21 protein-coding genes are annotated in these 23,511 nt (G+C 68.9%); 11 read left to right on the top strand and 10 right to left on the bottom strand.

What is annotated here, in order from left to right; all coding sequences use genetic code 11:
- Positions 1 to 27 precede the first annotated feature (27 nt).
- Both ACFWMR_RS15100 and ACFWMR_RS15095 read left to right on the top strand, forming a co-directional pair.
- Positions 28 to 543, top strand: a complete 516-nt coding sequence (locus ACFWMR_RS15100) for an OmpA family protein (RefSeq protein WP_378378769.1) — start codon at positions 28 to 30, stop codon at positions 541 to 543.
- On the top strand, positions 540 to 1,742 hold the full coding sequence (locus ACFWMR_RS15095) for a polysaccharide pyruvyl transferase family protein (RefSeq protein WP_378378768.1): 1,203 nt from the start codon (positions 540 to 542) through the stop codon (positions 1,740 to 1,742). The genes ACFWMR_RS15100 and ACFWMR_RS15095 overlap by 4 nt, the downstream gene beginning before the upstream one ends.
- Before the next feature lie 143 nt (positions 1,743 to 1,885).
- On the opposite strand, the gene ACFWMR_RS15090 is transcribed toward ACFWMR_RS15095, so the two are convergent.
- The 5 genes from ACFWMR_RS15090 to ald form a co-directional block, all read right to left on the bottom strand.
- A complete protein-coding gene (locus tag ACFWMR_RS15090) occupies positions 1,886 to 3,325 on the bottom strand; it encodes a sodium:solute symporter family protein (RefSeq protein ID WP_378378767.1) in 1,440 nt (479 codons plus the stop codon).
- Positions 3,325 to 3,537 (bottom strand): DUF3311 domain-containing protein, encoded by a 213-nt coding sequence (locus ACFWMR_RS15085; protein WP_378378766.1) that lies wholly within the window; start codon positions 3,535 to 3,537, stop codon positions 3,325 to 3,327. Before ACFWMR_RS15085 ends, ACFWMR_RS15090 begins: the two co-directional genes overlap by 1 nt.
- The gene (locus ACFWMR_RS15080) at positions 3,534 to 5,192 is read right to left on the bottom strand and encodes an amidohydrolase (RefSeq protein WP_378378765.1); all 1,659 of its coding nucleotides are present in this window, start codon (positions 5,190 to 5,192) and stop codon (positions 3,534 to 3,536) included. The genes ACFWMR_RS15085 and ACFWMR_RS15080 overlap by 4 nt, the downstream gene beginning before the upstream one ends.
- A 112-nt stretch (positions 5,193 to 5,304) precedes the next feature.
- Complete coding sequence (gene pdxR / locus ACFWMR_RS15075) at positions 5,305 to 6,768, bottom strand: MocR-like pyridoxine biosynthesis transcription factor PdxR (RefSeq protein ID WP_378378764.1); 1,464 nt, start codon at positions 6,766 to 6,768, stop codon at positions 5,305 to 5,307.
- 65 nt (positions 6,769 to 6,833) lie between these two features.
- Positions 6,834 to 7,937, bottom strand: a complete 1,104-nt coding sequence (gene ald / locus ACFWMR_RS15070) for an alanine dehydrogenase (RefSeq protein ID WP_378378763.1) — start codon at positions 7,935 to 7,937, stop codon at positions 6,834 to 6,836.
- Between the two features lie 326 nt (positions 7,938 to 8,263).
- Here ald and ACFWMR_RS15065 point away from each other — a divergent pair, with 326 nt between their 5' ends.
- The 3 genes from ACFWMR_RS15065 (at position 8,264) to ACFWMR_RS15055 (ending at position 11,540) form a co-directional block, all read left to right on the top strand.
- On the top strand, positions 8,264 to 8,974 hold the full coding sequence (locus ACFWMR_RS15065; protein WP_378378762.1) for a TSUP family transporter: 711 nt from the start codon (positions 8,264 to 8,266) through the stop codon (positions 8,972 to 8,974).
- Positions 8,975 to 9,061: 87 nt separating this feature from the next.
- Positions 9,062 to 10,276 (top strand): DUF1800 domain-containing protein, encoded by a 1,215-nt coding sequence (locus tag ACFWMR_RS15060; RefSeq protein ID WP_378378761.1) that lies wholly within the window; start codon positions 9,062 to 9,064, stop codon positions 10,274 to 10,276.
- Positions 10,277 to 10,286: 10 nt separating this feature from the next.
- Positions 10,287 to 11,540: a DUF1501 domain-containing protein gene (locus tag ACFWMR_RS15055; RefSeq protein ID WP_378378760.1), complete on the top strand. Its 1,254-nt coding sequence runs from the start codon at positions 10,287 to 10,289 to the stop codon at positions 11,538 to 11,540.
- Here the strand turns inward: ACFWMR_RS15055 and ACFWMR_RS15050 are convergent.
- Together ACFWMR_RS15050 and ACFWMR_RS15045 are read right to left on the bottom strand one after the other, a co-directional pair.
- Positions 11,521 to 12,801, bottom strand: a complete 1,281-nt coding sequence (locus ACFWMR_RS15050) for a sensor histidine kinase (RefSeq protein WP_378378759.1) — start codon at positions 12,799 to 12,801, stop codon at positions 11,521 to 11,523. The two genes, ACFWMR_RS15055 and ACFWMR_RS15050, sit on opposite strands and share 20 nt — an antisense overlap.
- A complete protein-coding gene (locus ACFWMR_RS15045; RefSeq protein ID WP_378378758.1) occupies positions 12,798 to 13,472 on the bottom strand; it encodes a response regulator transcription factor in 675 nt (224 codons plus the stop codon). The genes ACFWMR_RS15050 and ACFWMR_RS15045 overlap by 4 nt, the downstream gene beginning before the upstream one ends.
- A gap of 369 nt (positions 13,473 to 13,841) precedes the next feature.
- Here ACFWMR_RS15045 and ACFWMR_RS15040 point away from each other — a divergent pair, with 369 nt between their 5' ends.
- The 5 genes from ACFWMR_RS15040 to ACFWMR_RS15020 all read left to right on the top strand — a co-directional run bounded on the left by ACFWMR_RS15040 (position 13,842) and on the right by ACFWMR_RS15020 (position 19,032).
- Positions 13,842 to 15,035, top strand: a complete 1,194-nt coding sequence (locus tag ACFWMR_RS15040; RefSeq protein ID WP_378378757.1) for a DUF418 domain-containing protein — start codon at positions 13,842 to 13,844, stop codon at positions 15,033 to 15,035.
- 132 nt (positions 15,036 to 15,167) lie between these two features.
- Complete coding sequence (eno, locus tag ACFWMR_RS15035) at positions 15,168 to 16,451, top strand: phosphopyruvate hydratase (RefSeq protein ID WP_378378756.1); 1,284 nt, start codon at positions 15,168 to 15,170, stop codon at positions 16,449 to 16,451.
- A 97-nt stretch (positions 16,452 to 16,548) separates the two neighbouring features.
- Positions 16,549 to 17,766 carry a cytochrome P450 family protein gene (locus tag ACFWMR_RS15030; protein WP_378378755.1) on the top strand — a complete coding sequence of 406 codons (1,218 nt, stop codon included), beginning with the start codon at positions 16,549 to 16,551 and terminating at the stop codon, positions 17,764 to 17,766.
- 85 nt (positions 17,767 to 17,851) lie between these two features.
- A complete protein-coding gene (locus ACFWMR_RS15025; RefSeq protein WP_378378754.1) occupies positions 17,852 to 18,352 on the top strand; it encodes a GNAT family N-acetyltransferase in 501 nt (166 codons plus the stop codon).
- Between the two features lie 35 nt (positions 18,353 to 18,387).
- Entirely contained in the window at positions 18,388 to 19,032 is a 645-nt protein-coding gene (locus ACFWMR_RS15020; protein WP_378378753.1) for a hypothetical protein, read from the top strand.
- Here the strand turns inward: ACFWMR_RS15020 and ACFWMR_RS15015 are convergent.
- A complete protein-coding gene (locus tag ACFWMR_RS15015; RefSeq protein ID WP_093937138.1) occupies positions 19,029 to 19,808 on the bottom strand; it encodes an endonuclease I family protein in 780 nt (259 codons plus the stop codon). The two genes, ACFWMR_RS15020 and ACFWMR_RS15015, sit on opposite strands and share 4 nt — an antisense overlap.
- A gap of 184 nt (positions 19,809 to 19,992) precedes the next feature.
- Between ACFWMR_RS15015 and ACFWMR_RS15010 the strand changes: the two genes are divergently transcribed.
- A complete protein-coding gene (locus ACFWMR_RS15010) occupies positions 19,993 to 20,388 on the top strand; it encodes a hypothetical protein (RefSeq protein ID WP_378378752.1) in 396 nt (131 codons plus the stop codon).
- Positions 20,389 to 20,843: 455 nt separating this feature from the next.
- On the opposite strand, the gene ACFWMR_RS15005 is transcribed toward ACFWMR_RS15010, so the two are convergent.
- Positions 20,844 to 22,040, bottom strand: a complete 1,197-nt coding sequence (locus tag ACFWMR_RS15005) for an FAD-dependent monooxygenase (protein WP_378378751.1) — start codon at positions 22,038 to 22,040, stop codon at positions 20,844 to 20,846.
- Positions 22,041 to 22,054: 14 nt separating this feature from the next.
- Complete coding sequence (locus ACFWMR_RS15000) at positions 22,055 to 23,497, bottom strand: MFS transporter (RefSeq protein ID WP_378378750.1); 1,443 nt, start codon at positions 23,495 to 23,497, stop codon at positions 22,055 to 22,057.
- Positions 23,498 to 23,511: the final 14 nt, after the last annotated feature.

The raw sequence follows: 23,511 nt of genomic DNA, 5'->3' as shown, positions 1-23,511 counted from the left end.
AGGACAATTGCCCGGACGGTGGCGGGTGTGGCGATCGTGGCCGGCCTGGTCGCCGCATGCGGCTCCGAGGGCGAAAACGGTGCGGCCGGAACAAATGGCGCGAATGGAAACGCTTCAAGCGCGCCGGCCGCGTCGTCCTCCGGCACCGGAGCCGACACGCCATCGGGAGCGGGCACCGGGGACGCGGGTCAGGCCGGCGGCGAAGCGGCCCAGAAGGTGACCGCGGCGATCCAGCAGGCACTTCAGCAGTCACCGGTCATGTTCACCACGGAAAGCGCCGAGCTGTCCGAGAAGAGCAAGTCGGCGCTCGGCGAGATCGCCAAGGCCATGCAGGGCAACGACGTCAAGATCGCCGTCGCCACTCACGCGGGTTACCCCGACGCGGAAAAGTCCAAGGCACTCTCCGAAAAGCGCGCCGAAGCCATCAGCGCCGCCTTCGAAGGAGCGGGCGTGGCCAAGGATCGCGTCAAGAGCGAAGCGACCGGTAACGAAAAGGCACAGGGCGACAAGGCGTTGGACACGCAGATCACCGTCGCCCAGTGACCTTCGACGGACCCCGGCGCCGTCACTACCTGATCGGTCCGAGCGGTTTTCCCAATTTCGGCGACGAGCTGATCGCGGCGACGTGGTTGCGGTATCTGGCCAGGACCGAGCCGGAGGCCGACGTCTGGCTCGACACCCACTCGCCGGGGCCCGCTCAACTGCTGCTGAACGATCTGCACCCGCGCCTGCGCTGCACGGACACCCTGTGGCGGCTGTGCGGTGAGGCGCCGTCCGACGATCCGTGGGAGGTGGCGCGCTGGGTGCAGTCGGCGGTGGACGATCCCGGTCTCGCGCCGCGGTGGGACGCGGGCATCGGTCTGCTTGGCCGGACCGACGTGGTGCACCTGATCGGCGGCGGGTATCTCAACGCGCTGTGGCCTCGGCACATCGGGCTGATCGCGGGTGCCGCGGCCGCCGCCCGGCGATCGGGCGCCCGCACGGCCATGACCGGGCAGGGGCTCACGCCGTTCCCCGCCGGTGCCACCGATCTTCTCCGCTCGCTCGCCGACCGCTTCGACGTCGTCGACGTCCGTGACGATCCGTCGGCCGAACTGCTCCCCGGGGTCGTCCGGACAGGCGACGACGTCTTCCTCGAACCCCACGACCAGCCGCCCGTCGCGCACGCGCGCGAATTCGTGCTGTGCGTGCAGTCCGACATCGGCACCTTCGAGCCGTCCGCGCTGGCCGCCCGGGTGCTGGGCTTGTTGCGATCGTGGGAGGTGCACCCGGAACAAATCGCGGTCGTCGAAGGGATTCCCCGGATCGACCGTGCCGTTCCGGCGCTGCTGGAACACGAGCTCGCCGGTGCGGAATTCCATCCGTTCCGCGACATCTGGCGCCACGGCCTGCCGGTGGCGCCAGGCCAGACCTGGATCTCCAGCCGCTACCACCCGCACCTTCTCGCCGCGGCGGCGGGCGCGACCGGTCTCGCGATCAGCGTGTCGCGCGGGTACTACACGACCAAGCACCAAAGCCTGATCGACCTCGGTTCGGGCTGGACGTCGTTCGACGCCGAGGCGGGCGGGACACCGGACCGGCCGACCGGTACCGGATTCCCGCCGCACGTCCTCAGGCGGTGCCGGGAGTCGAAACTTTCGGTCGCGAAGGCGGTGTACGGGAGCCGGGTAGCCGAAGAAGCCACGGCGCCTCCCCCGGTGCGGCGCCTCGCCTTGCGTTCGTGGCGGGCGCGATCGAGCTAGCCGGATCATGCGTGCTCAGAGCCGGATCTCGCGTGCTTGGAGGCGGATCTCACGTCCAAGCACGCGAGTTCCGCCTCCAAGAACGCGAGATCCGCCTCCAAGAACGCGAGTTCGGTCTTCAAGCACGCATGATCGGTCTTCAATCACGGGCTGAGTGACGGCACCGCCGCAGGGGCCGGGACGCTTTCGGGAGACAGCGCCACCGGCATCCGCGCCTTGTCCGGCGACGCCAGGCTCCAGACCGCCACCACGGCCATGTTCAGCCCCATCGACACCAGACCCGCGTTGAATCCGCCGAACGTCGCGCCGGTGACATACAGGACGATCGCGGCGAGCACCCCGGTGATCATCCCGGCGGCCACCGCGGCCGTCCGCACCCGGCGCACGAACAGGATCGCGAGCCAGCCGGGGACGACCTGGGCCAGCAGGTTGTAGGTCAGGTTCAGGATGGTGAGCATCAACGTCGACGCGACGAGGGTCAGGACCGCCGCCAGGACCAGGAAACTCGCCACCGCGACGACCGTCCACCGTCGTTGCGCGGCGGCCGGGATGTTCGGCGCGAGGTTGCGGCAGACCATGCCGCCGATGGTGAGCGCGGTCGCGGCGAGGACCAGGACACCGGACAGTGCGGCGCCCGCGGCGACGAGACCGAGCAGCCAGTCGGGCAGCAAACCCTTGGCCGTCACCATGAACACCGTATTCGGGTTCTTCAGGTCCGGATGCGCGCGCACGCCGTAGTAGGCGGCCAGCACCAGGAACGGGTAGATCAGCATGTACAGCGGCATCCACACGGTCGAGCTCTTCACCGCGCGTTCGGACCGGGCCGGGAACACGTACGCGCCACCGAAACCGAGGTAGAACACGATGCTCTGGAACAGGATCGTCGTCATCGCGAACGTCAGTTCCGAACCGCCCATGGTGGTCTGCGCCGCGCTGAGCACCTCGGGTCCGCTGACCTTCGCGGTGCCGCCGGCGGCGAGTACGACCGCCACTCCGACGAGCACGACGCCGACCAGCATGAACAGGTCCTTGAGGATCGAAACGAACGCGGGCGACCGCACCCCGGAGACGGCGATGTAGACGAACGCCACGATGCCAGCCAGCACCACGCACTGCACGGGATCCAGCCGCAGCCCCAGATTGCTCAGCACCACCTGCAGACCGATGAACTGGTACTGCCCCCACGGGACCAGCGCGATCAGCATCGTGACACAGGTGATCAGCTCGAGCCGCCTGCTGCCGAAATGCCGTCCGAACACGTCGGGCACGGTCATCGCGTCGTACCGTTTCGCCGCCCGCCACACCAGCGGGGCCAGGAAGTAGCCCAGCGAGTACGCGAGCAGGATGTAGCCGATGAACCAGATCCCGTAACTCGCGCCGTGCGCGTAGATCCCGCTCGGGAACCCGATCATCGTCCCGATGCTGTACACCTCGCCGACCGCGAGGAAGTACACCAGCCACGCCGGGAACGAGCGGCCGCCGACGAGGAACTCGGAGATCCCGCCGCCGCGCGTGGACCGTCCGGCCCACACCGCGAGCCCGATCGAGCCCGCCATCACCACCGCCACGATCGCGATCAGCATCAGTCGTCCTCCGGGTAGTGGGCGCGGTCGAAGAAACGCCAGCTGATCCACAGGCACAGGGTGGTCAGCGGGCAGCAGCAGAACACCCAGAAGAACAGCACCGGGACGCCCAGTACCGACGCCGTCGATCCCGACAGCACCAGGATTCCCGCCAGCAGGGCGAAAGCGGGGACGAACAGTCCGATGAGGACACTGGGCCAGCTGCGGATCATCGAGTCACTCCCGCCGTCTCGCGCCGCCAGACGACCTCGCCGCCGCTGACGGTGGCTTCCACGGTCAGCTCACGGATCCGGTCGGGGTCGATCGTGGTGGGATCGCCGGACAGCATCGCGAGATCGGCGAGTTTCCCGATCTCCAAGCTGCCCTTGAGGTTCTCCTCCCCCGCCAGGTACGCGGCGTCGATCGTGTAGCCGCGCAACGCGGCGTCGACGTCGACGGCCTGTTCGGGACCGAGCACCTTGCCCTGTCTGGTGACGCGGCGCACGGCGCACCAGATCCCTTCCAGCGGCGGCACCGGCGTCACCGGGGTGTCCGAATGCAGGCCGAAGTGGATTCCGCGCGAGCGGGCCGAGACCAGCGGGCTGATCCGGCGCGCCCGTTCGGGGCCGAGGAAGACGTCGCGATGCCGGTCTCCCCAGTAGTAGACGTGCTTGACGAAGAACGACGCGAGGACGTCGTGGGCGGCCATCCGGTCCAGCTGGTCTTCGCGCACCGTCTGGCAGTGTTCGATCCGGTGCCGCCTGCCGGTTCCCGTCGGCGAGCCCAGCCGGGAGTAGCCGTCGATGATCGCGTCGATCGCCGCGTCCCCGTTTCCGTGCACGGCGACCTGCCAGCCCGCCGCGTCGAGTGCGGCGATCCGGCGGCCGAGTTCGGCGGGTTCGAGCAGCATCATGCCGTGCTCGTCCGGGTCGCAGGTGTAGCCCTCCGCGAGGCATCCCGTCTTGCCCTGGATCGACCCGTCCGCGACGATCTTCACCCCCGTCATCGCGAACTTGTCGTCCGCGCCGCCGGTGTCCGGCGCTTCCGGCGTTCCTTCCGTCAGGCCGGGAAGCAGATCGTGGAACAGGTAGCCGCGCACCCGGACGCGGAGTTTCCCCGCCCGCCGCAGCAGCGCGTACGCCTCCAGTTCCGCCGCTCCGCCGATGAGCCCGATACCGGTGTCGTGCACGGAAGTCACGCCGTTGGCGAGATATTCCTCGTCCGCCAGGAGCAGGGCTTCGGCCAGTTCGCCCGCGCTCTGCCCGGGCAGCCGCGACGTGACCAGGAAGGCCGCCGTCTCGACGAGCACCCCGGTCGGTTCGCCCCGGGCGTCACGCACGATGAGCCCGCCGGGCGGGTCCGGTGTCTCGGCGGTGATCCCGACTTCACGCAGGGCGAGCGAGTTCGCGGTGCAGAAATGCCCGGAAACGTGGGTCAGCACCACGGGATTCCGGCCGGAGACGGGGTCGAGGTCCGCGCGCGTCGGGTGACGGCCGTCGGCGAGCAGGGTGTCGTCGTAACGGAAACCCCGGATCCACTCCCCCGGCCCCAGCTCCTTGGCCGCCTGGGCGACCCGGCCCGCGATGTCGGCGATGGTGTCGTTGGGCGGGCTGCCGGCGTCGACCGGTGCGGCGAGGGTCATCCCGAAGAACGCCGGATGGTTTTGGGATTCGACGAAACCGGGGATCACCGTGCGCTCGGCCAGGTCGAGCACGGTGGTCTCCGGGCCGATCAACCCGGAGATCTCACGCTCGGACCCCAGCGCGGTGATCCGCCCGCCGGTCGCGGCCAGCGCACGGACCCGTCTCCCCGCCGGATCCAAGGTGAGCACGGTGCCCCCGAGGGCGACGAAATCTGCGGCGGGTTCTTCTCGAAGGGATTCCTGCACACGGACCTCCTGGCGACGTTGCCTGGCTCACGAAGGATCACCAGACAGTGCGGCACATCTGGCCGCCTGAACAGGTCCAGAACGGTCCGGTGCGGTGGTACCAGTTGTCTCCTCAGCCGCCGAGCAGGTCGCGGCAGGCCTCGCCGAGCAGCCGGATGCCGGGATCGATGTCGCGCAGGGGCACCGCCGCGAAGCCGATCCGGAAGTGGTTGCGCGGCGGGTCGTCCCCGACGAAGAAGATGTCACCGAGTTCGATCAGGACGCCGTCGCGTTCGGCGCGCTCCATCAGCGCCCGGCAGTCCAGTCCGGACGGTCCGGTCATCCAGAGGCTGACCCCGCCGGGCGGGTACGCCGTCTGCGCCCACGGCAGGTGCTCGGTGACCGCGGCGCAGGTCGCCTCCCATTTCCGCATGAGTTTCGTGCGGTATCGCCGCAGGGAACGGTGATACTCGCCGCTGTCGATGAGCAACGCCAGCGCCCGCTGGAGGTGACCGGGCGGATGCCGCAGCACGTACCGCCGGATCTCCCGCAACTCCCGCACCAGTTCGCGCGGTCCGACCAGGTAGCCCAGCCGCAGACCGGGTGAGAGGAACTTGGAGAAGGTGCCGAGGTAGATCGCGTCACCGGTGCCGTCGAGCGCCTTGAGCGCGGGCGTCGGGCTGCCGTGATACCGGAACTCGCTGTCGTAGTCGTCCTCGACGAGCACCGTGCCCGCGCTCGCGGCCAGGCTGAGCAGGCGACGACGGCGGCCGATGCTCAACGTCGCGTTCGTCGGATGGTGGTGGCTCGGGGTGAGATAGAGCAGGTCGACGCCGTCGAGTGTCTCCGGCGGGCGCAGGCCGCTCTGATCGACGTCGACGCCGCGCAACCCGGCTCCGGTGCGCAGGAAGATGTGCCGGGCGTCGAGGTACCCCGGGTTCTCCATCGCCACGACGCTGTCCTGGCCGAGCAGCGCGCGGCCGAGCAGGTCGAGCCCTTGCTGCGAACCGACGGTGATCAGCACCTCGGACGGGTCGGCCTCGATCCCCCGCGCGGTGAGCAGCTGACGGCAGATCAGGTCGACCAGCATCGGGTCGTCGGAGCCGACGCTGTCCTGCAAGCTCGGGAATACGTGCGGCCGGTACAGCGCGTCACGCAGGCACCGGGTCCACGATCGCGCCGGGAAGGCGGTGACGTCCACCTGCCCGGCGAGGAACGGGTACGGGTAGGTGTGCCAGTCCACGCGTTTCTCGATGTGCGGCACCCCGGCGTCCGGGTACCGGCGCACCCGCGCGCTCCAGTCGATGGAGGGGCTGGTGCCACGCTCCTGCACCGCGCAGTGCGGCCGCATCTCCGCGTTGATGAACAGCCCGCTGCGCTCCCGGCTCTCCACGAACCCTTCGGCGACCAGCTCCTGGTAGGCGAGGTTGATGGTGTTGCGGGAAACGCCGAGTTCGGCGGCCAGCTCACGCGAGCTCGGCAGCCGGTGAGCCGGGTCGAACGTGCCGATCGCGATGCCGTGCTCGATGGCGCGCCGCACCTGCCGATAGAGCGGTTCGGCGGACGTGCGGTCGATTTCGATCAACGTTCGCGGCAACGGCACCTCCCTCCCGGCGACGGGGCCGGGATCTGAACCTAGCTTCAGATCCCGGCCCGCACCACCTAGCCGAACGCGACCGAGTCGATCCCGAGCGCTTCGCCGACCGGAGCGGACGTCAGCCGTCCGTCCACCGTGCTGACCCCGCCGCGCAGCTCCGGGCACCGCTCGACAGCGCCGGACAGACCGTGGTTCGCCAGCTCCAGCGCGTAGGGCAGCGTGACGTTCGTCAGCGCGTACGTCGAGGTGTGCGGGACAGCGCCGGGCATGTTGGCGACGCAGTAGAACACCGAGTCGTGCACGGCGAACGTCGGTTCCGCGTGTGTCGTCGGCCGCGTGTCCTCGAAACAGCCGCCCTGGTCGACGGAGATGTCGACGAGTACGCTGCCGGGCTTCATGCGGGACACGAGCTCGTTCGACACCAGGCTCGGCGCCTTGGCACCGGGCACCAGCACCGCGCCGATCACGAGGTCGGCTTCGACCACGGCCTCCGCGATCGCGTAGGCGTTCGCCGCGGCGGTGCGGATCCGGCCCTGGTACATCCGGTCGGCGGCGCGGAGCTTGTCCACGTTCTTGTCGAACAGGACGACGTCGGCCCAGGTCCCGGCCGCGCCGGCGACCGCGTTCATCCCCGCGACACCGGCGCCGAGTACGACCACCCGCGCCGGGGCCACCCCGGAGACGCCGCCGATGAGCACCCCGCGTCCACCGTTGGCGCGCATCAGCGTCTGCGCGCCGACCTGCGGGGCCAGCCGACCGGCGACCTCGCTCATCGGGAACAGCAGGGGCAGCGACCCGTTCGGCAGCTGCACCGTCTCGTAGGCCACCGACGTCGTGCCGGCGTCCAGCAGCGCCCGCGTGCACGGCTCGCTCGCGGCGAGGTGCAGGTAAGTGAACAGCAGCTGGTCGCGCCGCAGGCGGTGGTACTCCTCGGCGATCGGCTCCTTGACCTTGAGCACGAGCTCGCCGGTCGCCCAGACATCGTCGGCGCTGTCCAGCACCTTCGCCCCGGCCGCGGCGTAGTCCTCGTCGCGGAGGGACGATCCTTCCCCGGCTCCGCGCTCGACGAACACTTCATGCCCGGCCGAGGTGAACTCGTGCACGCCCGCTGGCGTCACCGCGACCCGGTACTCGTGGTTCTTGACTTCACGAGGGACACCGATCCTCATCTCACGCTCCCGTCTGTTCCAAAGGCAGTGACGCCGAGCGTGCGGCACGACTGGAACGGCCAGAAGAGCCAGAACCGGCGCGATCAACGGGTCCAGTTCGCGTGAGGGTGTGTGGCACAGGCGTCCTGCCGAGGAGACCGCGAAAATGTCACTCAGGGTGAGGGGTGTGTGGAAATAGGGACGTTGAACGTCCCTATTTCCACACACCCTTCCGTGACCGGACCAGTCACGCGGGAGCGTGTGGATTTCTGGTCATAGCGGCAGGCTATGACGTCCTCGTTCGGCACCGGCTACCACCGGATCCACCTCCGGTCCACAGTGGCCGGGTGGGAACCCTGGCCATGACTTCGCTGGCGGCGGCGGCCGGGGTCGTCGCCCAGCGCCTTTCCGGCATGGGACTTTCCCTGCTGTGCGTACCGTTCCTGGCGCTGACGCTGGGCCCGCTCGACGCCGTCCGGCTCACCCTGCTGCTCGGCTTCCCGGTCTACCTCGCGGTCGCGATCACCCACTGGCGGGCGATCAGATGGGCGCAGGTCGCCTGGCTGACGGTGCCCGCGGTGGTGTTCACCCCGGTCGTCGCGCTCGTGGTGCGCGGCGTTCCCGAACGTCCGCTGCTGCTCGCGGCGGGTGGCTGCTGTGTCCTCGCCGTCGGCGTGCTGGCGAGCGGCATCACCAGCGGACGGCTGGCCGGCAGGACGGGCGCCGTCGGCGCGGGCGTGCTCAGCGCGGCGATGAACTCCGTCGCCGGGCTGTCCGGACCGGCCGTGGCGGTGTACGGGGCGAGCGCGGGCTGGGGCGCGGACGAGACGCGCGGGACGCTGTCGATCTACTTCTTCCTGCTCGGTCTGGTCGCGCTGCCCAGTCTCGGCTGGGTGGAGGTGCCGGTGAGCGTGCTCCTCGCGGTCGCTGGTGCCGCCCTCGCCGGGGACCTGCTGGGGCGGGCGCTGAGCCGCCGGGTCGGCGAACGCTCCGTCCGCTGGTCCGTCCTCCTGCTTTCGGCCGCGGGCGGCGCGCTGACGCTGGTGCACGCCGCCTGACCGGTGAGTCGGCCGCGACCTTCGGGTCACCTGAAGATGCGCCCGTGTTCCTGGCGGGCCCGGCAGGCCGCTGCCCACAATCGGGCCATGGCTGTTCTCGACGAACGCTCCGCGGCCCGGCGGCTGGCCGATCGGTTCGGCTTCGGCCCCCGCCCCGGTGAACCGCTCCCCGCGCTGGACGTCCTCCTGTCGCCGGGAAGCGCGCGACAGGCCCCGCGGCTGGCCGAGCTGCCCGACCGCAAGGACAAGAAGGAGAACAAGCAGGCCAGAGCCGAGCAGGAGCAGCGGCTGGCGATCTGGTGGCTGGACCGCATGGTCGCCGACGACGCCGAACGCCTCACCTGGTTCTGGCACGGGCATTTCGCCACCAGTGAGCAGAAGGTCCGTGAGCCGGCGCTGATGCTGGCGCAGAACGAGACCTTCCACAGGCTCGGCCGCGGCGGGTTCACCGAACTGGCCAAGGCGCTGGTGGTGGATCCGGCGATGCTGAAATGGCTCGACGGCAACGACAACAAGGTCGGCTCGCCGAACGAGAACCTGGCCCGGGAATTCCTCGAACTGTTCGCCCTCGGCGTCGGGCACTATTCCGAAAAGGACGTCCGAGAGTCGGCCCGCGCGCTGACCGGCTGGACCTTGGACAAGAAGACCGGTGCGGCCACGCTGAAACCTCAACGCCAGGATCGCGGTCCGAAAGAGATCTTCGGCCGGACCTCCGGCTTCACCGCGGAGTCCTTTGTGGACCTCGTACTCGAACGGCCCGAATCGGCGGCCTTCGTGACCGGTCGGCTGTGGTTCCGCCTGGTCTCGCCGACGCCACCGCCTCCGGACGTGCATCAGCGGATCATCGCCGCGTACGGGCCGGGCCGGGACATCCAGGCCGCGCTCCGGACGATCGCCGGGGAACCGGCGTTCCGGGACACGGCCGCGACGATCGTCAAACAGCCCGTCGAATGGCTGGTCGGCCTGCTGCGCGTGACCGGGCTGAAGGCGAGCGATCTCGATCCGAAGAAGCTGCTCAACGGCTTGCGCGGGATGGGACAGCTGCCGTTCCGGCCGCCGAGCGTCGGCGGCTGGCCCGCCGGCGCGGCGTGGCTGACTACGTCGGCCGGGGTGGCGCGGATGCACCTCGCGCGGCTGGTCGCCCGGAAAGCGCGGGACGACGCGCTGGGGCGGCTGCGCGAAACCTTAGGGATCGACTCCTGGTCCGACCGGACCAGAACCGCGCTGGACGGCGTGGCCAAGGACCCTCGCACACTGCTCACGGTGGCCGCGTGCGCGCCCGAGTACGTGGTGAGCGGATGAGGAGGACAGCATGAAAACCGTGACCCGGCGCAGTTTTCTCACCCTGACCGGGGTGACCGCGGCAGGCGCCCTCGCCGTCGGCGCGACCAGGGTGGACTGGGACTCGCTGATGACCGCGGCCGCGGACAGCCCGCTGGACCCGAACGCGGGAGTCCTGGTCGTCGTCACGCTCTACGGCGGCAACGACGGGCTGAACACGGTGATCCCGGCGGGTGACAAGGCCTACCAGGACGCGCGGCCCGAGCTGGCCTATCAGCCGGAGGAAGTGCTCGACCTCGGCGAGGGACTAGGGCTGAACCCCGGTATGAAAGGGCTGAAAGGCCTGTGGGACGAGCGGAAGCTGGCCGTCGTGCGGGGAGTGGGCTATCCGAAGCCGGACCACAGCCACTTCCGGTCGATGGCGATCTGGCAGACCGCCTCTCCCGACACCTCGGTGCCGACCGGCTGGCTCGGACGCTGGCTGGACACCTCCGGCGCGGATCCGCTGCGCGCGGTCTCGGTCGAGCCGGTCCTCCCTCCCCTGCTGGCCGGGGAAAGCACCGCGGCCGCGTCGATGCCGGTCGGCGGGCTGATACTCCCGAAAGGCGAACTGGGCACCGCCTTCGCCGCTCTCGGCACCCCGGCGCCCGGCGAGGATCCCTGGCGTGCCAGGGCCGCTCGTTCGATCGGCGACCTGCACAACGCCGTCCGCGTTCTCGGCGGCGCCGCGCACGACGCGTCCGAAAAGGACGATGAAGACGAGCAGCGGAACAAGGGAGCCTCGGCGGGCGGCGGCTCCGGTCTCGCCGCTCAGCTGGACCTCGTGGCGGGACTGGTCGAGGCCGGTGTGCCGACTCGCGCGTATTCCGTTTCGCTCGGCGGATTCGACACCCATTCCGACGAGCGCGGCACGCAGCAGCGGCTGCTCACGGAACTCGACACCGCGCTGACGCCGTTCGTGCGGCGGCTGCAGGGCAGCGACCGGGGCAAGCAGGTCACCGTGCTCGTGTACTCCGAATTCGGGCGGCGCGTGCGCGCGAACGCCAGTGAGGGCACCGACCACGGCACCGCGGGCCCGATGTTCGTGCTCGGCGAGCACGTCCAGGGCGGTTTCCACGGCGAGCAGCCGAGCCTGACCGATCTCGACGACGACGACCTCAAAGTGACGACCGATTTCCGGGACGTCTACGCCAGCGTGCTCGGCGACGTACTCGGCGCCGACCCGGGCCGGGTCCTGTCGGGGCACACGACCCGGCTGGACAACCTCATCCGTACGGCAGGGTGAGCCGGAATCCGGCGTCGCCGCAGGTCAGGTCCCCAGCGTGGGCCCTGGCCAGGCCGCGGGCGATCGTCAGGCCCAGTCCCGAACCACCGCGATCACGGCGCCGGGCGGTGTCCAGGCGCACCAGCCTGCCGAAGATCCGCTCGCGGTCCGCTTCCGGCACACCGGGCCCGGAATCGCCGACCACCACGAAGACCCCGCCCGGCGACTGTCCACAATGGAATTCGATCCGGCCGGTGTCGCCCGCCGCGGTCCGGGCGTTGTCCGCGAGGTTCGCCAGGATCTGGGTGACGCGGGCTTCGTCGGCGACGGTCGTGGTCTCCGGGCCGGACACCACGACCGTCAGAGTCGGCGCCAGCAGCATCAGCCGATCCGCCTGGTTCCGCGCCAGTTCCCGCAAGTGGACTGTTTCCTTCTCCAGCCGGACACCTGCGTCGATCCGCGCGAGGTCCAGCAGGTCCTCGACCAGCCGCCCGGCCCGCCGCGATTCGCGGATCAGCAGCAGTTCCAGATGTTCGCGCTGGTCGGGCCGTGCGTCAGGGCCCAGCTCCAGCACCGCCTCGGCGGCCGCGGTCACCCCGGCGATCGGCGTGCGCAGTTCGTGCGCGGCGTCCGCGACGAACGTGCGCATCCGCTCTTCGGAGGCCTCCAGTGAGTTCAGCATCTCGTCGAACGCCTCCGCCGTACGGCCCAGTTCGGTGTCCGTCCGCGAGGGCGACAAGCGGCCTCCCCTGCTGCCCGACGCGATCGACCGTGCCAGCCCGGTCATCCGGTCCAGCGGCAGGAGAGCGACCCGCATCCCGAGCAGCAGCGCGAACGCCGTCACCACGATCGCGACCAGCCCGCCGATCACCAGTACCCGGGCCAAGGTTCGCTCGGCGCCGTCGAGCAACGCGGTGTCGGCGGTCAGCGTCAGTTCGGCGCCGTTGATCCGCGGCGGCCCCGAAAGCACCGCCTTCACCCGTTTCACGTCACCGGAACGCTCCGGTGGCGTGCCGATGGTGTCCCCCGACGGCAGGCGCAGGCTCACCACCACTCCGCGCGCGTCGATCCGGCGCACCAGATTCGACGGCGCGACGTTCTCCTTCGCCAGCTGTTGAGCCAGCTGCACCCGTCCCGCGAGCAACGCGTTGAGGTTCCGCTCGCCCTGCGCGGAGAACACGGCGGCGATGGTGAACCCCAGCGCCACGAGCACCACCCCGAGCACCAAGGACGCGGTCACGGTCACCCGGCGGCGCAGGGAAACGGTGCCGAGGCGGCTCATGCGTCCCCGTCGCGCAGGACGTAGCCGAGGCCGCGCACGGTGTGCAGCAGGCGCGGGCCGTTCGCCTCCAGTTTGCGGCGCAACGCGCTGATGTGGACCTCGACCAGGTTCGCGGCGTAGTCGTCGTAGCCCCAGACTCCGGTGAGCAGCTGCGCCTTCCCGACCACGCGGTCCCGGCGGTTCGCGAGGAAGGTGAGCAACTTCAGCTCGGTCGCGGTCAGCTCGACCGGCACCCCGGCCCGGCGCACCACCCCGGATTCGACGTCGATCAACAGGTCGCCGACCTCGACGACCGGACGTGTCCGGCCCAGCCGCCGCAGCACCGCCTCCACCCTGGCCACGAGTTCGGCCAGCACGAACGGCTTCGTCACGTAGTCGTCGGCCCCCTCACCGAACCCGCGGAGCCTGTCGTCCACGGCGTCCCGCGCGGTCAGCAACACCACACCGGCCGTGGTGGACCGGCGCACGACCTTGAGCAGCTCGAACCCGTCGCGCCCGGGCAGCATGACGTCCAGTACCACCAGATCGGGCCGGAACTCGGCGAGGCACCGTTCCAGCCGGTCGCCGTCCGGCAGGCCGAGCACCCGGTGCCCGGCGCCGGTCAGCGCGGACTCGACCGCGGCGCGGATCGCCTCCGCGTCCTCGACGAGCAGTACCCGATCCGGTTCCATGCGCCCATTCTCCCCGCCAGGGCCGAACCCGCAGGGATCTTCAGCCGATCCTCAGGCAAGCGGCGAGCCGCAGCCCGGGCGCGTCACCTCCCGCAAGGTTCCGTCCATGACCGGTCCCGGTCCTTGTACCGACCAGACACCCGCGGCAAGCGAACAGGACACCTTCGCCCTCCCGCCAATAGCCGTGACTGGCCCACGCGCCACGAAAGCATGACATCCGATCAGCGCAATTTCGCCTGATCGGAATACGTTTCGTGACCGATCTTCCTCGGTAGGACGAGCGCGATGCGGAAATGCTACGAAGTGACCAGAGCAAGATCATCCCAACGACGGATGGGGCCGGATGGGGCCGCTGGCAAGGTCGAAGACATGATCCACCAGACCTCGGCCGTCACCGCCGCGCGTCAATCCCGCGGCGGACGTATCCCTTCTCTGGACCTGTTACGCGGGGTGGCGATTCTCGGCACATTCGGCACGAACGTATTCCTGTTCGCGCATCCCGGTGGACCGACGGGATTCTTCCAGGACTTCATCGGGACCGCGACCGGCTTCGCCGAATACGCCGAACTCGGCCTCCGAGTGATCTCCAACGGGAAATTCCTCGCGCTTCTCACAATTCTGTTCGGCGTGGGACTGGAACTGCAATATCAATCGGCCCGACGGCGCGGCGCCTCCTGGCCGGGAAGGTATCCACTCCGGGCGGGCATTCTCTTCCTCGAAGGCGTCGCGCACTACCTGCTCGTCTTCGAGGGCGACGTGCTCATGGCCTACGGGCTCACTTCACTGCTCGTCGCGTACCTCGTCGGCCGGAGTGATCGGGTCGTCCGCACCGTCGTCGCGGTGGTGGGTGGCGCGTACGCCACACTGTTGCTCGCCTTGACCGCGTTCCTCGTGTCGCAACCGGACGTTTCCGGCGAGCCGGTCCCGGTCAGCCCCGCCGCGACAGCCAGCTGGCCCGGTCAGGTCTCCCTGCGTCTGAACGAATTCCTGACGCTGCGGGCGGAGACCGTCCTGATCGTGCCGTCCGCCGTCGTCCTGTTCCTGCTCGGCTCCCGACTGCGCCGGGCAGGCGTCTTCGAAGACACAGCACAGGGCGGACGGCTCCGCGCACGACTGCTCGTACTCGGCTTCGCCGTCGGTCTGCCCTTGAACCTGCTGACCGGCTTCAGCGGACCGGACTGGCTGCTCGTGGACAGGTACCTGCTGCCCCCGCTCGTCGCACTGGGCCTACTCGCCCTCATCACCCATCTCTCCCTCCGGATGCGCGACCGGCCAGGGACCGTCCGAAGTGGACTCATCGCGGTCGGCCGCACCGCCCTCTCCTGTTACGTGCTCCAAAATCTTCTGGCCGGCATCCTGTGCTACGGCTGGGGTTTCGGTCTCGCCGAACAGTTCGCGGACGCCCGGCCATGGTGGATCGTCGGCCTCTGGAGCTTCGTCGGATTGGTGAACGTCGCCTTCGCCGTCGTATGGCTCCGTCACTTCGACCGCGGCCCGCTCGAACTGCTCATGCATCGCCTCCACACACCGCGGCGACCGACCGAGACATCCGAACAGCGGTGAACGTCGACCAGGGACGACTTTCACTGCACCGAAATGCCTGGTCAGAGCTCGGTATCGATTCAGCAGATTTCTGCTAGCCTCGGGGACGTCCCGCTGCTCACTGGGGGCCGCGCGACTCAGCAAGGAGTGCACATGACCGCCATCATCCGCGTCCACGGCCGTCAGATCCTCGACAGCCGGGGCAACCCGACTGTCGAGGTCGACGTCGAACTCGCGGACGGTTCGCTCGGGCGGGCGGCCGTGCCGTCGGGCGCCTCGACCGGGACCAAGGAAGCCGTCGAGCTACGTGACGGGGACAAGACCCGCTTCCACGGCAAGGGTGTCCGCAAGGCCGTCGATGCCGTCAACACCGAGATCGCCGAGGCCGTCGTCGGGCTCGACGCCGAAGCCCAGGCCGACGTCGACCGCGCGCTGATCGCGCTGGACGGCACCCCGAACAAGGCGCGGCTCGGCGCCAACGCCACCCTCGGCGTCTCCCTCGCCGTGGCCAAAGCCGCCGCGGCCGCGAAGCGACTTCCGTTGTACCGCTACGTCGGCGGCGTGTTCGCGCATCTGCTCCCGATGCCGATGATGAACATCATCAACGGCGGAGCGCACGCGGACAACCCGATCGACTTCCAGGAGTTCATGATCGGCCCGCTCGGCGCGGAAACCTTCGCCGACGCCGTCCGGATGGGCTCGGAGGTGTTCCACACCCTGCGCGCGTCGCTGCACGAAGCCGGGCACGGCACCAACGTCGGGGACGAAGGCGGCTTCGCACCGAACCTCAGCTCCGCCGACGAAGCGCTCGAATTCGTGCTGCGCGCGATCGAGCAGTCCGGTTACACCCCCGGCGAGGACATCGCCCTGCTGCTCGACCCGGCCGCGTCCGAGTTCTACACCGGCGACGTCTACGACTACACCGGCGAAGGGCGTAAACGCAGCGTCGAGGAACACGTCGCCTACCTGGCCGACCTGACCGCGCGCTACCCCATCGTGTCCATTGAGGACGGTGTCGCCCAGGACGACTTCACCGGCTGGAAGCAGCTCACCGACACCATCGGCGACCGCGTCCAGCTCGTCGGCGACGACGTCTTCTGCACCAACGTGAACCTGCTGAACGACGGTATCGAGCGTGGCATCGGGAACTCGATCCTGGTCAAGGTCAACCAGATCGGCACGCTCACCGAAACCCTCACCACGGTCGAGACCGCGCACAAGGCCGGCTACTCCGTCGTGATGTCGCACCGCTCCGGCGAGACCGAGGACACCACCATCGCCGACCTCGCCGTCGCCACCAACTGCGGTCAGATCAAGACCGGCTCGCTGTCGCGCTCCGACCGCACGGCCAAGTACAACCAGCTCATCCGCATCGAAGAGGAACTCGGCGCCGAAGCCCGCTACGCCGGCTCCACGACCCTCCGCGGCCGCCGCTGACAAACCGGACCGCTCTCACCGATTGGCTGGTACCCGGACGACAGGCTTTGCTGGCACGCTGGGATCACTTCTTTTCCCCGAGAAAGGATGATCCCCGGTGACGCGTCCGCTGGTGCTGGACCCGAACGGCCACGACATCCACGCAGAAAACGAACGCCTGCGCGAGCGCGGCCCGCTCACCCAGGTGGAGCTGCCGGGCGGTGTCGTGGCCTGGTCGGTGACGAGCTACGAATTGTTGCGCGGCTTGCTCAACGATCCGCGGGTATCGAAGGACGCCCGGCAACACTGGCCTGCCTTCGCCGACATCAGCGAGGACTGGCCGTTGCTGGTGTGGGTTTCGGTGCGGAACATGTTCACCGCTTACGGCGCCGACCACCGGCGGCTGCGCTCACTCGTCGCGCAGGCCTTCACCGCGCGCCGGATCGCCACGCTGCAACCGTGGATCACCGCGATCGTCTCCGATCTGCTGGAGACGATCGCGGCCAAGCCCGCGGGCGAACCCCTCGACCTCCGGGAGAGTTTCGCCTATCCGGTGCCCATCGAGGTGATCTGCCAGTTGTTCGGGGTTCCGGACGCGGCCCGGGCCAGGCTGCGCCAGTCCGTCGACGTCTTCTTCCAGACCTCGGCGAGCCAGGTGGCGATGCTGGCCGCGTACCAGGAAATCCACTCGATCTTCACCGACCTCGTCGCCGCCAAGCGTGCGGTCCCCGGCGAGGACCTCACGACCGCGCTCATCTCCGCCCATACCCAGGACGCCGGTGCCGACCTGGACGAGACCGAACTGATCGACACCCTGATCCTGTTCATCTCGGCGGGCCACGAAACCACCGTTAACCTCCTGGACCAGGCCATCACCGCGCTGCTGACCCATCCGGAGCAGCTCGCCGAGATCCGCGCCGGGCGCGTCACCTGGTCGGACGCGATCGAGGAGACGCTGCGCTGGCAGGCACCGGTGGCGCACCTGCCGCTGCGCTACGCCGTCGACGACATCCATGTCGCCGACGTGGTGATCCGGAAGGGCGACGCGATCCTGGCCGGCTACGCCGCCGCCGGCCGGGACCCGGCACTGCACGGGAAGGACGCCGACACGTTCGACGTCTCCCGCGCCGACAAATCGCATGTCGCGTTCGGCCACGGAGTACACCACTGCCTCGGCGCCCCGCTGGCCCGGCTGGAAGCGGCGATCGCGCTGCCCGCGCTGTTCGAACGGTTCCCGGACATGACGCTCGCGACCTCCGCGGCGGACCTGCGGCACCTCGATTCCTTCATTTCCAACGGACATCGCGTACTGCCGGTCCTGCTGAACGGCCGCTAGCGAGGCCCGGCAACCGGCCCGGATCGCTCACGACCGGTTCCTGATAGAACGGTGGCGAAACCCTTGGCACCGAAGAAGGAACGACATGCCCGAACTCCGTCAAGCCCAACTCTCCGACCACGGCGCGATCGTCACCCGTGTGCAGGAGTGGTGGGGCGACTCGCGAACCCCTGAACAGGCCCGCGAGCTTTCCCTTCTGCTGCCGAAACTGTTCTTGCAGTTCTTCTCCGGCACGAGTCTGGTGCTGGAGGACGAGGCCGGGATCAGGGCCTTCCTCGTCGGCTTCCACTCCCCCGACGACGACACCGAGGCGTACATCCATTTCGTGGGAGTGGATCCGGCGCTTCGCGGTCAGGGGACGGCACGCCGTCTATACACGGCCTTCTTCCAGCGTGCCGCCGAGGCGGGCCGTACGGAAGTGCGGGCGATCACCTCGCCGGGAAACACCGGATCCATCGCCTTTCATCGCGCCATGGAGTTCACGCTCGAACCCGGTGACCGGCTGGTCGACGGGCTCCCCGTCCACAGCGACTACGACGGGCCTGGCCAGGATCGCGTGTGCTTCCTCAAGTGGATCGGGCGTTAGCGCCCACTCGAAACTCGGCGGACAGGATGGCCGGGGTGCGAGACACTGCCCGGGTGATCACGATGCAGCCCGTCCTGGAGGTTCACGCGTCCGGCGACTTCGACCTCTGGCCGGTCGCCGACGTCGACTCGTTCGACTTTTTGGCGCTCAGCGGCGAACTCACGCCTCGGGAGGTCGGGACAGCGGTGATGCGCATCGTCGCCTGCAACGACATCGACCCCGAACAGGGCGACCGCCCGCCCCGGCCCGCCGACCCGCTGGGGTCGTTCCTGCACGGTTTGCTCACCTTCGACACGCTTTTCGCGGCCGGAGGGTTCAGGGTGACGGACAGCGCGACGGGCGTGACGTTCCTGCCAGGCTGCTGCAACGGCCTCGAGGACTGGCGCGAGTGGCACCGGGTCTTCGACAGCGGCTGGCCGGTCGACTTCGGGCATGATCCCGATCCTGCCGCCGAACGTCTCGGCGAAACCGTCCTGTTGACCGTCGACGCCGAACGATCCGACAGCCCGGTGATCGAGTTGCCCGTCGCCGATCTCCGGCGGCTTCTCGCCGGAGCCGAGGACGACCTCGCCGGTTTCCTCGCGCTGGCAACGGAGTGGGCCGACCGGAACCTGTCCCACTACGCCGTCCCGGTCGTCGCGGCCCTCGCTCGCGTCCTGGACCTGCCGCCTGCCCGCTAGCCGTAGATGGAGGCCGCCCATTCGGGGTGGTCGATGAACGGGTTGCGGTTGTGCTGGAACTGGTCGTAGATGACCTGGTTGCGGCGCTGCTCGGTGGAGTCGGGCGGGTCCTGGGTGTTCCAGGTCAGCAGGACCGAGAGGCGGCCGATGTTGGGCTTCGAGCCGTTGTCGACGGCGTCGTTCGGTTCCAGGTCGGGGAAGCCGTCGGTGCCGTCGTAGCGCACGGCCATGTAGAGGATCATGCGGGCCACGTCGCCCTTGACCGCGTCCCTCGGCTCGAACGAGTCGTCATCGGTCAGGCTCCCGGGTGCCTCTTCGACCGGAGAGCCACCGGCGTCGAAGTCCTTGTTCCCTCGGGTGCTGTTGACCGACGCGTCCTCGGCCCGCAGGTGGTGCAGGTCGGTGCCGGGGCCGACGGCCGTGCCGAAGTCGCCGTGCGACTTGGCCCAGACGTGTTCCCGGTTCCAGTCGTCGACTCCCCCGCCGTTGGCGGTCTTCGCCTGTGAGCGGCCGCTGTAGAGCAGGACGACGTTCGACGGATTGGCCGGATCCTCGTCGGTGGCCCTGATTCCGTCCCACACCTGTTCGTACGTCAGTTTGGTGCCGGTACCGATGATCCCGTGCAACGCCGCCTTGAGCTCGGCACCGGTCTTGCCCAGAGCGTCCTGGTAGTAGTCGTCACCGGACACCGGTCCCGCGAGAGCCGGTGGCGCGACCGCGATCCCCAGCGCGGCGCCGAGTGCGAGAACCAGCGGGATACGGCGGACTGGCTGCATGGACAGGTCCTCTCCCCAGAGGCGCCGACCCGGATCATCGTCCGCACGACCACGATCCCGGCAACGCGTTAGTCGTTCAGTTGGAAAAATACTGTCATGCATGTCAAGGAAAACCACCTCCAAAAGTCGTATGCATACGCATATCATCTACACTGATAGACGATTACGGAGGCGAGGAGCGCGCGTGTTCAAAAGCAGGTGGATCATCGGCCCGGCGGCGGACATCGCGGGAGACGTACTGGTCAGCGTCACCGAGTTGACCCTCGACGACTTCCGGCGAACGCCCGGCGCGTACCGGGCGGGCTACACACTCGGCCGCGAGTGGCCGCGGCTGCCCGGCGCGGTCGGCCAGTGGTTGTGGGCCGAACCGTTGCGACGACGCCTGGGGTCGGTCTCGGTCTGGCGCGACCGCGCCGCCCTGCGCGGGTTCGTCGGGCTCCCCGCGCACGTCGAGATCATGCGGAAGTACCGCGACCTCGGCAGCACCCGTGCCACCACCTGGCACACCGACGAGGTCGATCCGCAGGCCATTTGGCGGACGGCGGAGCGGTGGCTGAAGAACGAGCACATGGTGGAGTGATTCCTTCGAACCCGCGTCGGCTTCCTACCGTTGTCTCGCCGAGTATTACGCGCCGGGCGCGCACGCGGCCGACGATCCGCATCGCCCGACAATGCCGACGTTGCACGTCGACGACGAGGAAGGCTGCCACGATGCGCGGATCCTCTTCGAACAGTTCGACCGCCAACTGGGATCGCGACACCCGATTTGGGTGCCTTGCGCAGTCTTGCGAGAGGGTCGCGAGTGACAAAGGGGGTTCTATTGAGAGACGGGACAAAGGTGTCGGTTCATTGTGGCCGGCGAGAGCGTGAACTGTCACCCAGGATGAGAGGTCCGGTCACGCGGGACTGTGTGGATTTCTGAGCGTCCAACGCACCAAAATCCACACAGTCGGCACCCGAGGCCCGGTGCCACGCAGAGTCACGGACCCGTTCCGCGGACACGCCACGAACGGACTGGTTCGGGTGGCGCCCGCCTCACCCGCCCGACACGACCGCATCGGGCAGGGTGAGGGCGGTGTGCGCCGGTCGCCCGGTTTCCGGGGCCGAGGCGCTCAAGCCACGGAGAAGCTCGGTGCGTCGCGCGAGGGCTTCGGCGGTGACCGGGAAGAGCGCCGCGTCGCCCACGCCGACCTGTGCCTGGTTCAGTTCGACGAACGGCCGGGTTTCTCCTTCGTAGGCGGCGAAGGCGGCCGCGTGGTCGCGATCGGCGGCCAGGGACCGGGCCAGCATGTAGGCGCCGACGAGCGCGAGACTGGTTCCCTGCCCGGTCAGGAACGAAGGTGCGTAGGCGGCGTCGCCGACCAGGCCGATCCGGCCTTGGGACCAGCGTGGCAGGTGGATCTGGCTGACGGCGTCGAAGAACAGGTCGTCCGCCTCGCGCAGGGCGGTGATCATGGCCGGGATCTTCCAGCCGTCGCCGGCGAAGGTCTCCGCGACGACGTCACGTTGCGCTTGAGGATCGCGGAACAGTTCGTACGGCGGCTCGGGGCGAGCGGCGACCAGGAACCCGTGGACCCGCTCGCTTCCCTTGACCGCGTAGAGCGCCGCCCCTCGGCCGGGCTTGTTCCAGAGCACGCCTTCCCGCGAAAGCCCGAACTCGTTGGGCATGGTGAAGCCGGCGAAGCAGTATCCGAGATAGCGGTGGAACTGGTACTCAGGACCGAAAACGAGCTCCCGGGTGCGCGAGTGCAGGCCGTCGGCACCCACCACCAGATCGAAACCACGACGCGTTCCACCGCGGAAGGTGACGTCGACGCCGTGTTCGTGCTCGGCGAGCGCTTCGATCGAATCGCCGAACAGGTATTCGACGTCGTCGCGCGTGGCTTCGTACAGGATCTCCGCCAGATCCCCGCGACGTACTTCGACGTCGCTCCCCTCGACTCCGCCGATCACCGCCTGCGGATGCACCGCCGCCACCTCGTGACCCTCGGCGTCGACGAAGGTCAGCAACCGCGTTTCGATATGAGCTTCCCGTAGCCGTGGCAGGATTCCCATCCGGCGGGCCACTTCCAGCGCGGTACCCCGCACGTCGATCGGATAGCCGCCGTCGCGCAGTCCGTGCGCCTTCTCCACCACCGTCACCGAGAATCCGTGCCGCCGCAACCAGAACGCGACGGCGGGGCCGGCGATACTCGCGCCGGAGACCAGGACAGTACCTTTCACTGTGTTCATCTTGCTTCTCCTTGTCAAAGCGACGCCGGCAACGGCGTTTTCTCGCTGTGGCGCGACTTCCGCACCAGAAAGACGACGAGTACCGCGGCGAGCGCGAACGCGGTGGTGGCGATCGTGATGCAGGTGAAGACACCCGTGCCCGAGTTCACCGTTTCGCCGCCGACGGGAACGGCGGTCGACTTGAGCACCGCCGAGCCCACGAAGTCCAGTACCACTGAGCCGATCGCGACGACGACCATGACCAGGCTGGACACGATGCCCTGCCGGTCGGCGGAGGCCAGGCCGCCCGCCACGTTGAAGCCGGAGGTGCCGAGGACGCCGACCGTGAAACCCAGCAGGAAAGCGAAAAAGACCGCGACGGGGAACTGTGAGACACCGAAGAACATCCCGACGGTCCCCACCGTGCCGAGCACGACCCCGCCGGCCAGGGTCATGACGGGGCCGACGCGGGTGGCCAGCGCCCCGGCCACCGGACCGCCGATCATGACGCCGATCCCGGGCGCCGCGAGCAACAGGGCCAGCGTTCCCTGACCTGCCAGGCCATACCCGAGCCCCTGCTCCCCCGGCACATCGCTGACCAGCGGAATCAGCTGGAGCATGCTCTGGTACGAGCCGGTGCTGAGCACGAGCACCAGCAGCGTGAGCACCAAGGGCGTACCGAGATTCCTGACGTCGATCAGGGAACCGGGCTTCCTGCTCGACACCAGCGACCACCTGGCGAAGGCCACGACACCACCGAAGAGAAGGACCATCGGACCGACGGCGAACCAGCCGAACTCCGAACCGAGGCTGACATAGCTGAGCACCCCGGCCAGGCCGCCGCCGAGCAGCAGGGCGCCCCCGACGTCGATCCGGCCCGGTGTCCTGAGCGCGGATTCGGGAACGACGTTGTGTACGCAGACCGCCATCGCGATCGCGACGACGGCCGAGATGAGGAACAAGATCCGGAAGCCGAACTCCGCGGCGAGTTCCTCGGTGAGGAAACGGGAACCGATGTTGAGCACGGCGGACCCGGAGGTCACGATGCCGACCACGATCATCGCGATCCGGGGCGCGCAGGTCTCCCGGACGATCGCGACGGAAAGGAACAGGGCAGCCACGGCCGCCCCTTGCAACAGGCGTCCTGGCACGAAGACCCAGAGGCTGGGGGCCACCGCGCAGACGAGCGCGCCCGCGCAACTGATCAGCAAGGTCAGCACGAGCACCTTGCGCTTGCCGTGGACGTCGGCGCTCTTGCCGAGCAGCGGCGCCCACATCACGCCCGCCAGCATCGCGCTCGCGTTGATCCACGCCGTCTGGTCGGTGCCGAAGTGGTCGAGCATTTCCGGAAGGACGAGCAGCGGCGCGGTGATGGCCGTGTCGACCATGAAGTTGACCAGCACCAGGACGGCCACCAGGCCGATGAGCCGTCCAGTCCACCTCGTGTGCGGTCCTGCGTCGATCCTGCTCTCCTGCATGAGGACTCCTTGTG

Source organism: Amycolatopsis thailandensis, from assembly GCF_042723255.1.
Lineage (GTDB): Bacteria > Actinomycetota > Actinomycetes > Mycobacteriales > Pseudonocardiaceae > Amycolatopsis > Amycolatopsis thailandensis.
This window is presented reverse-complemented; position numbering and strand designations above follow the sequence as displayed.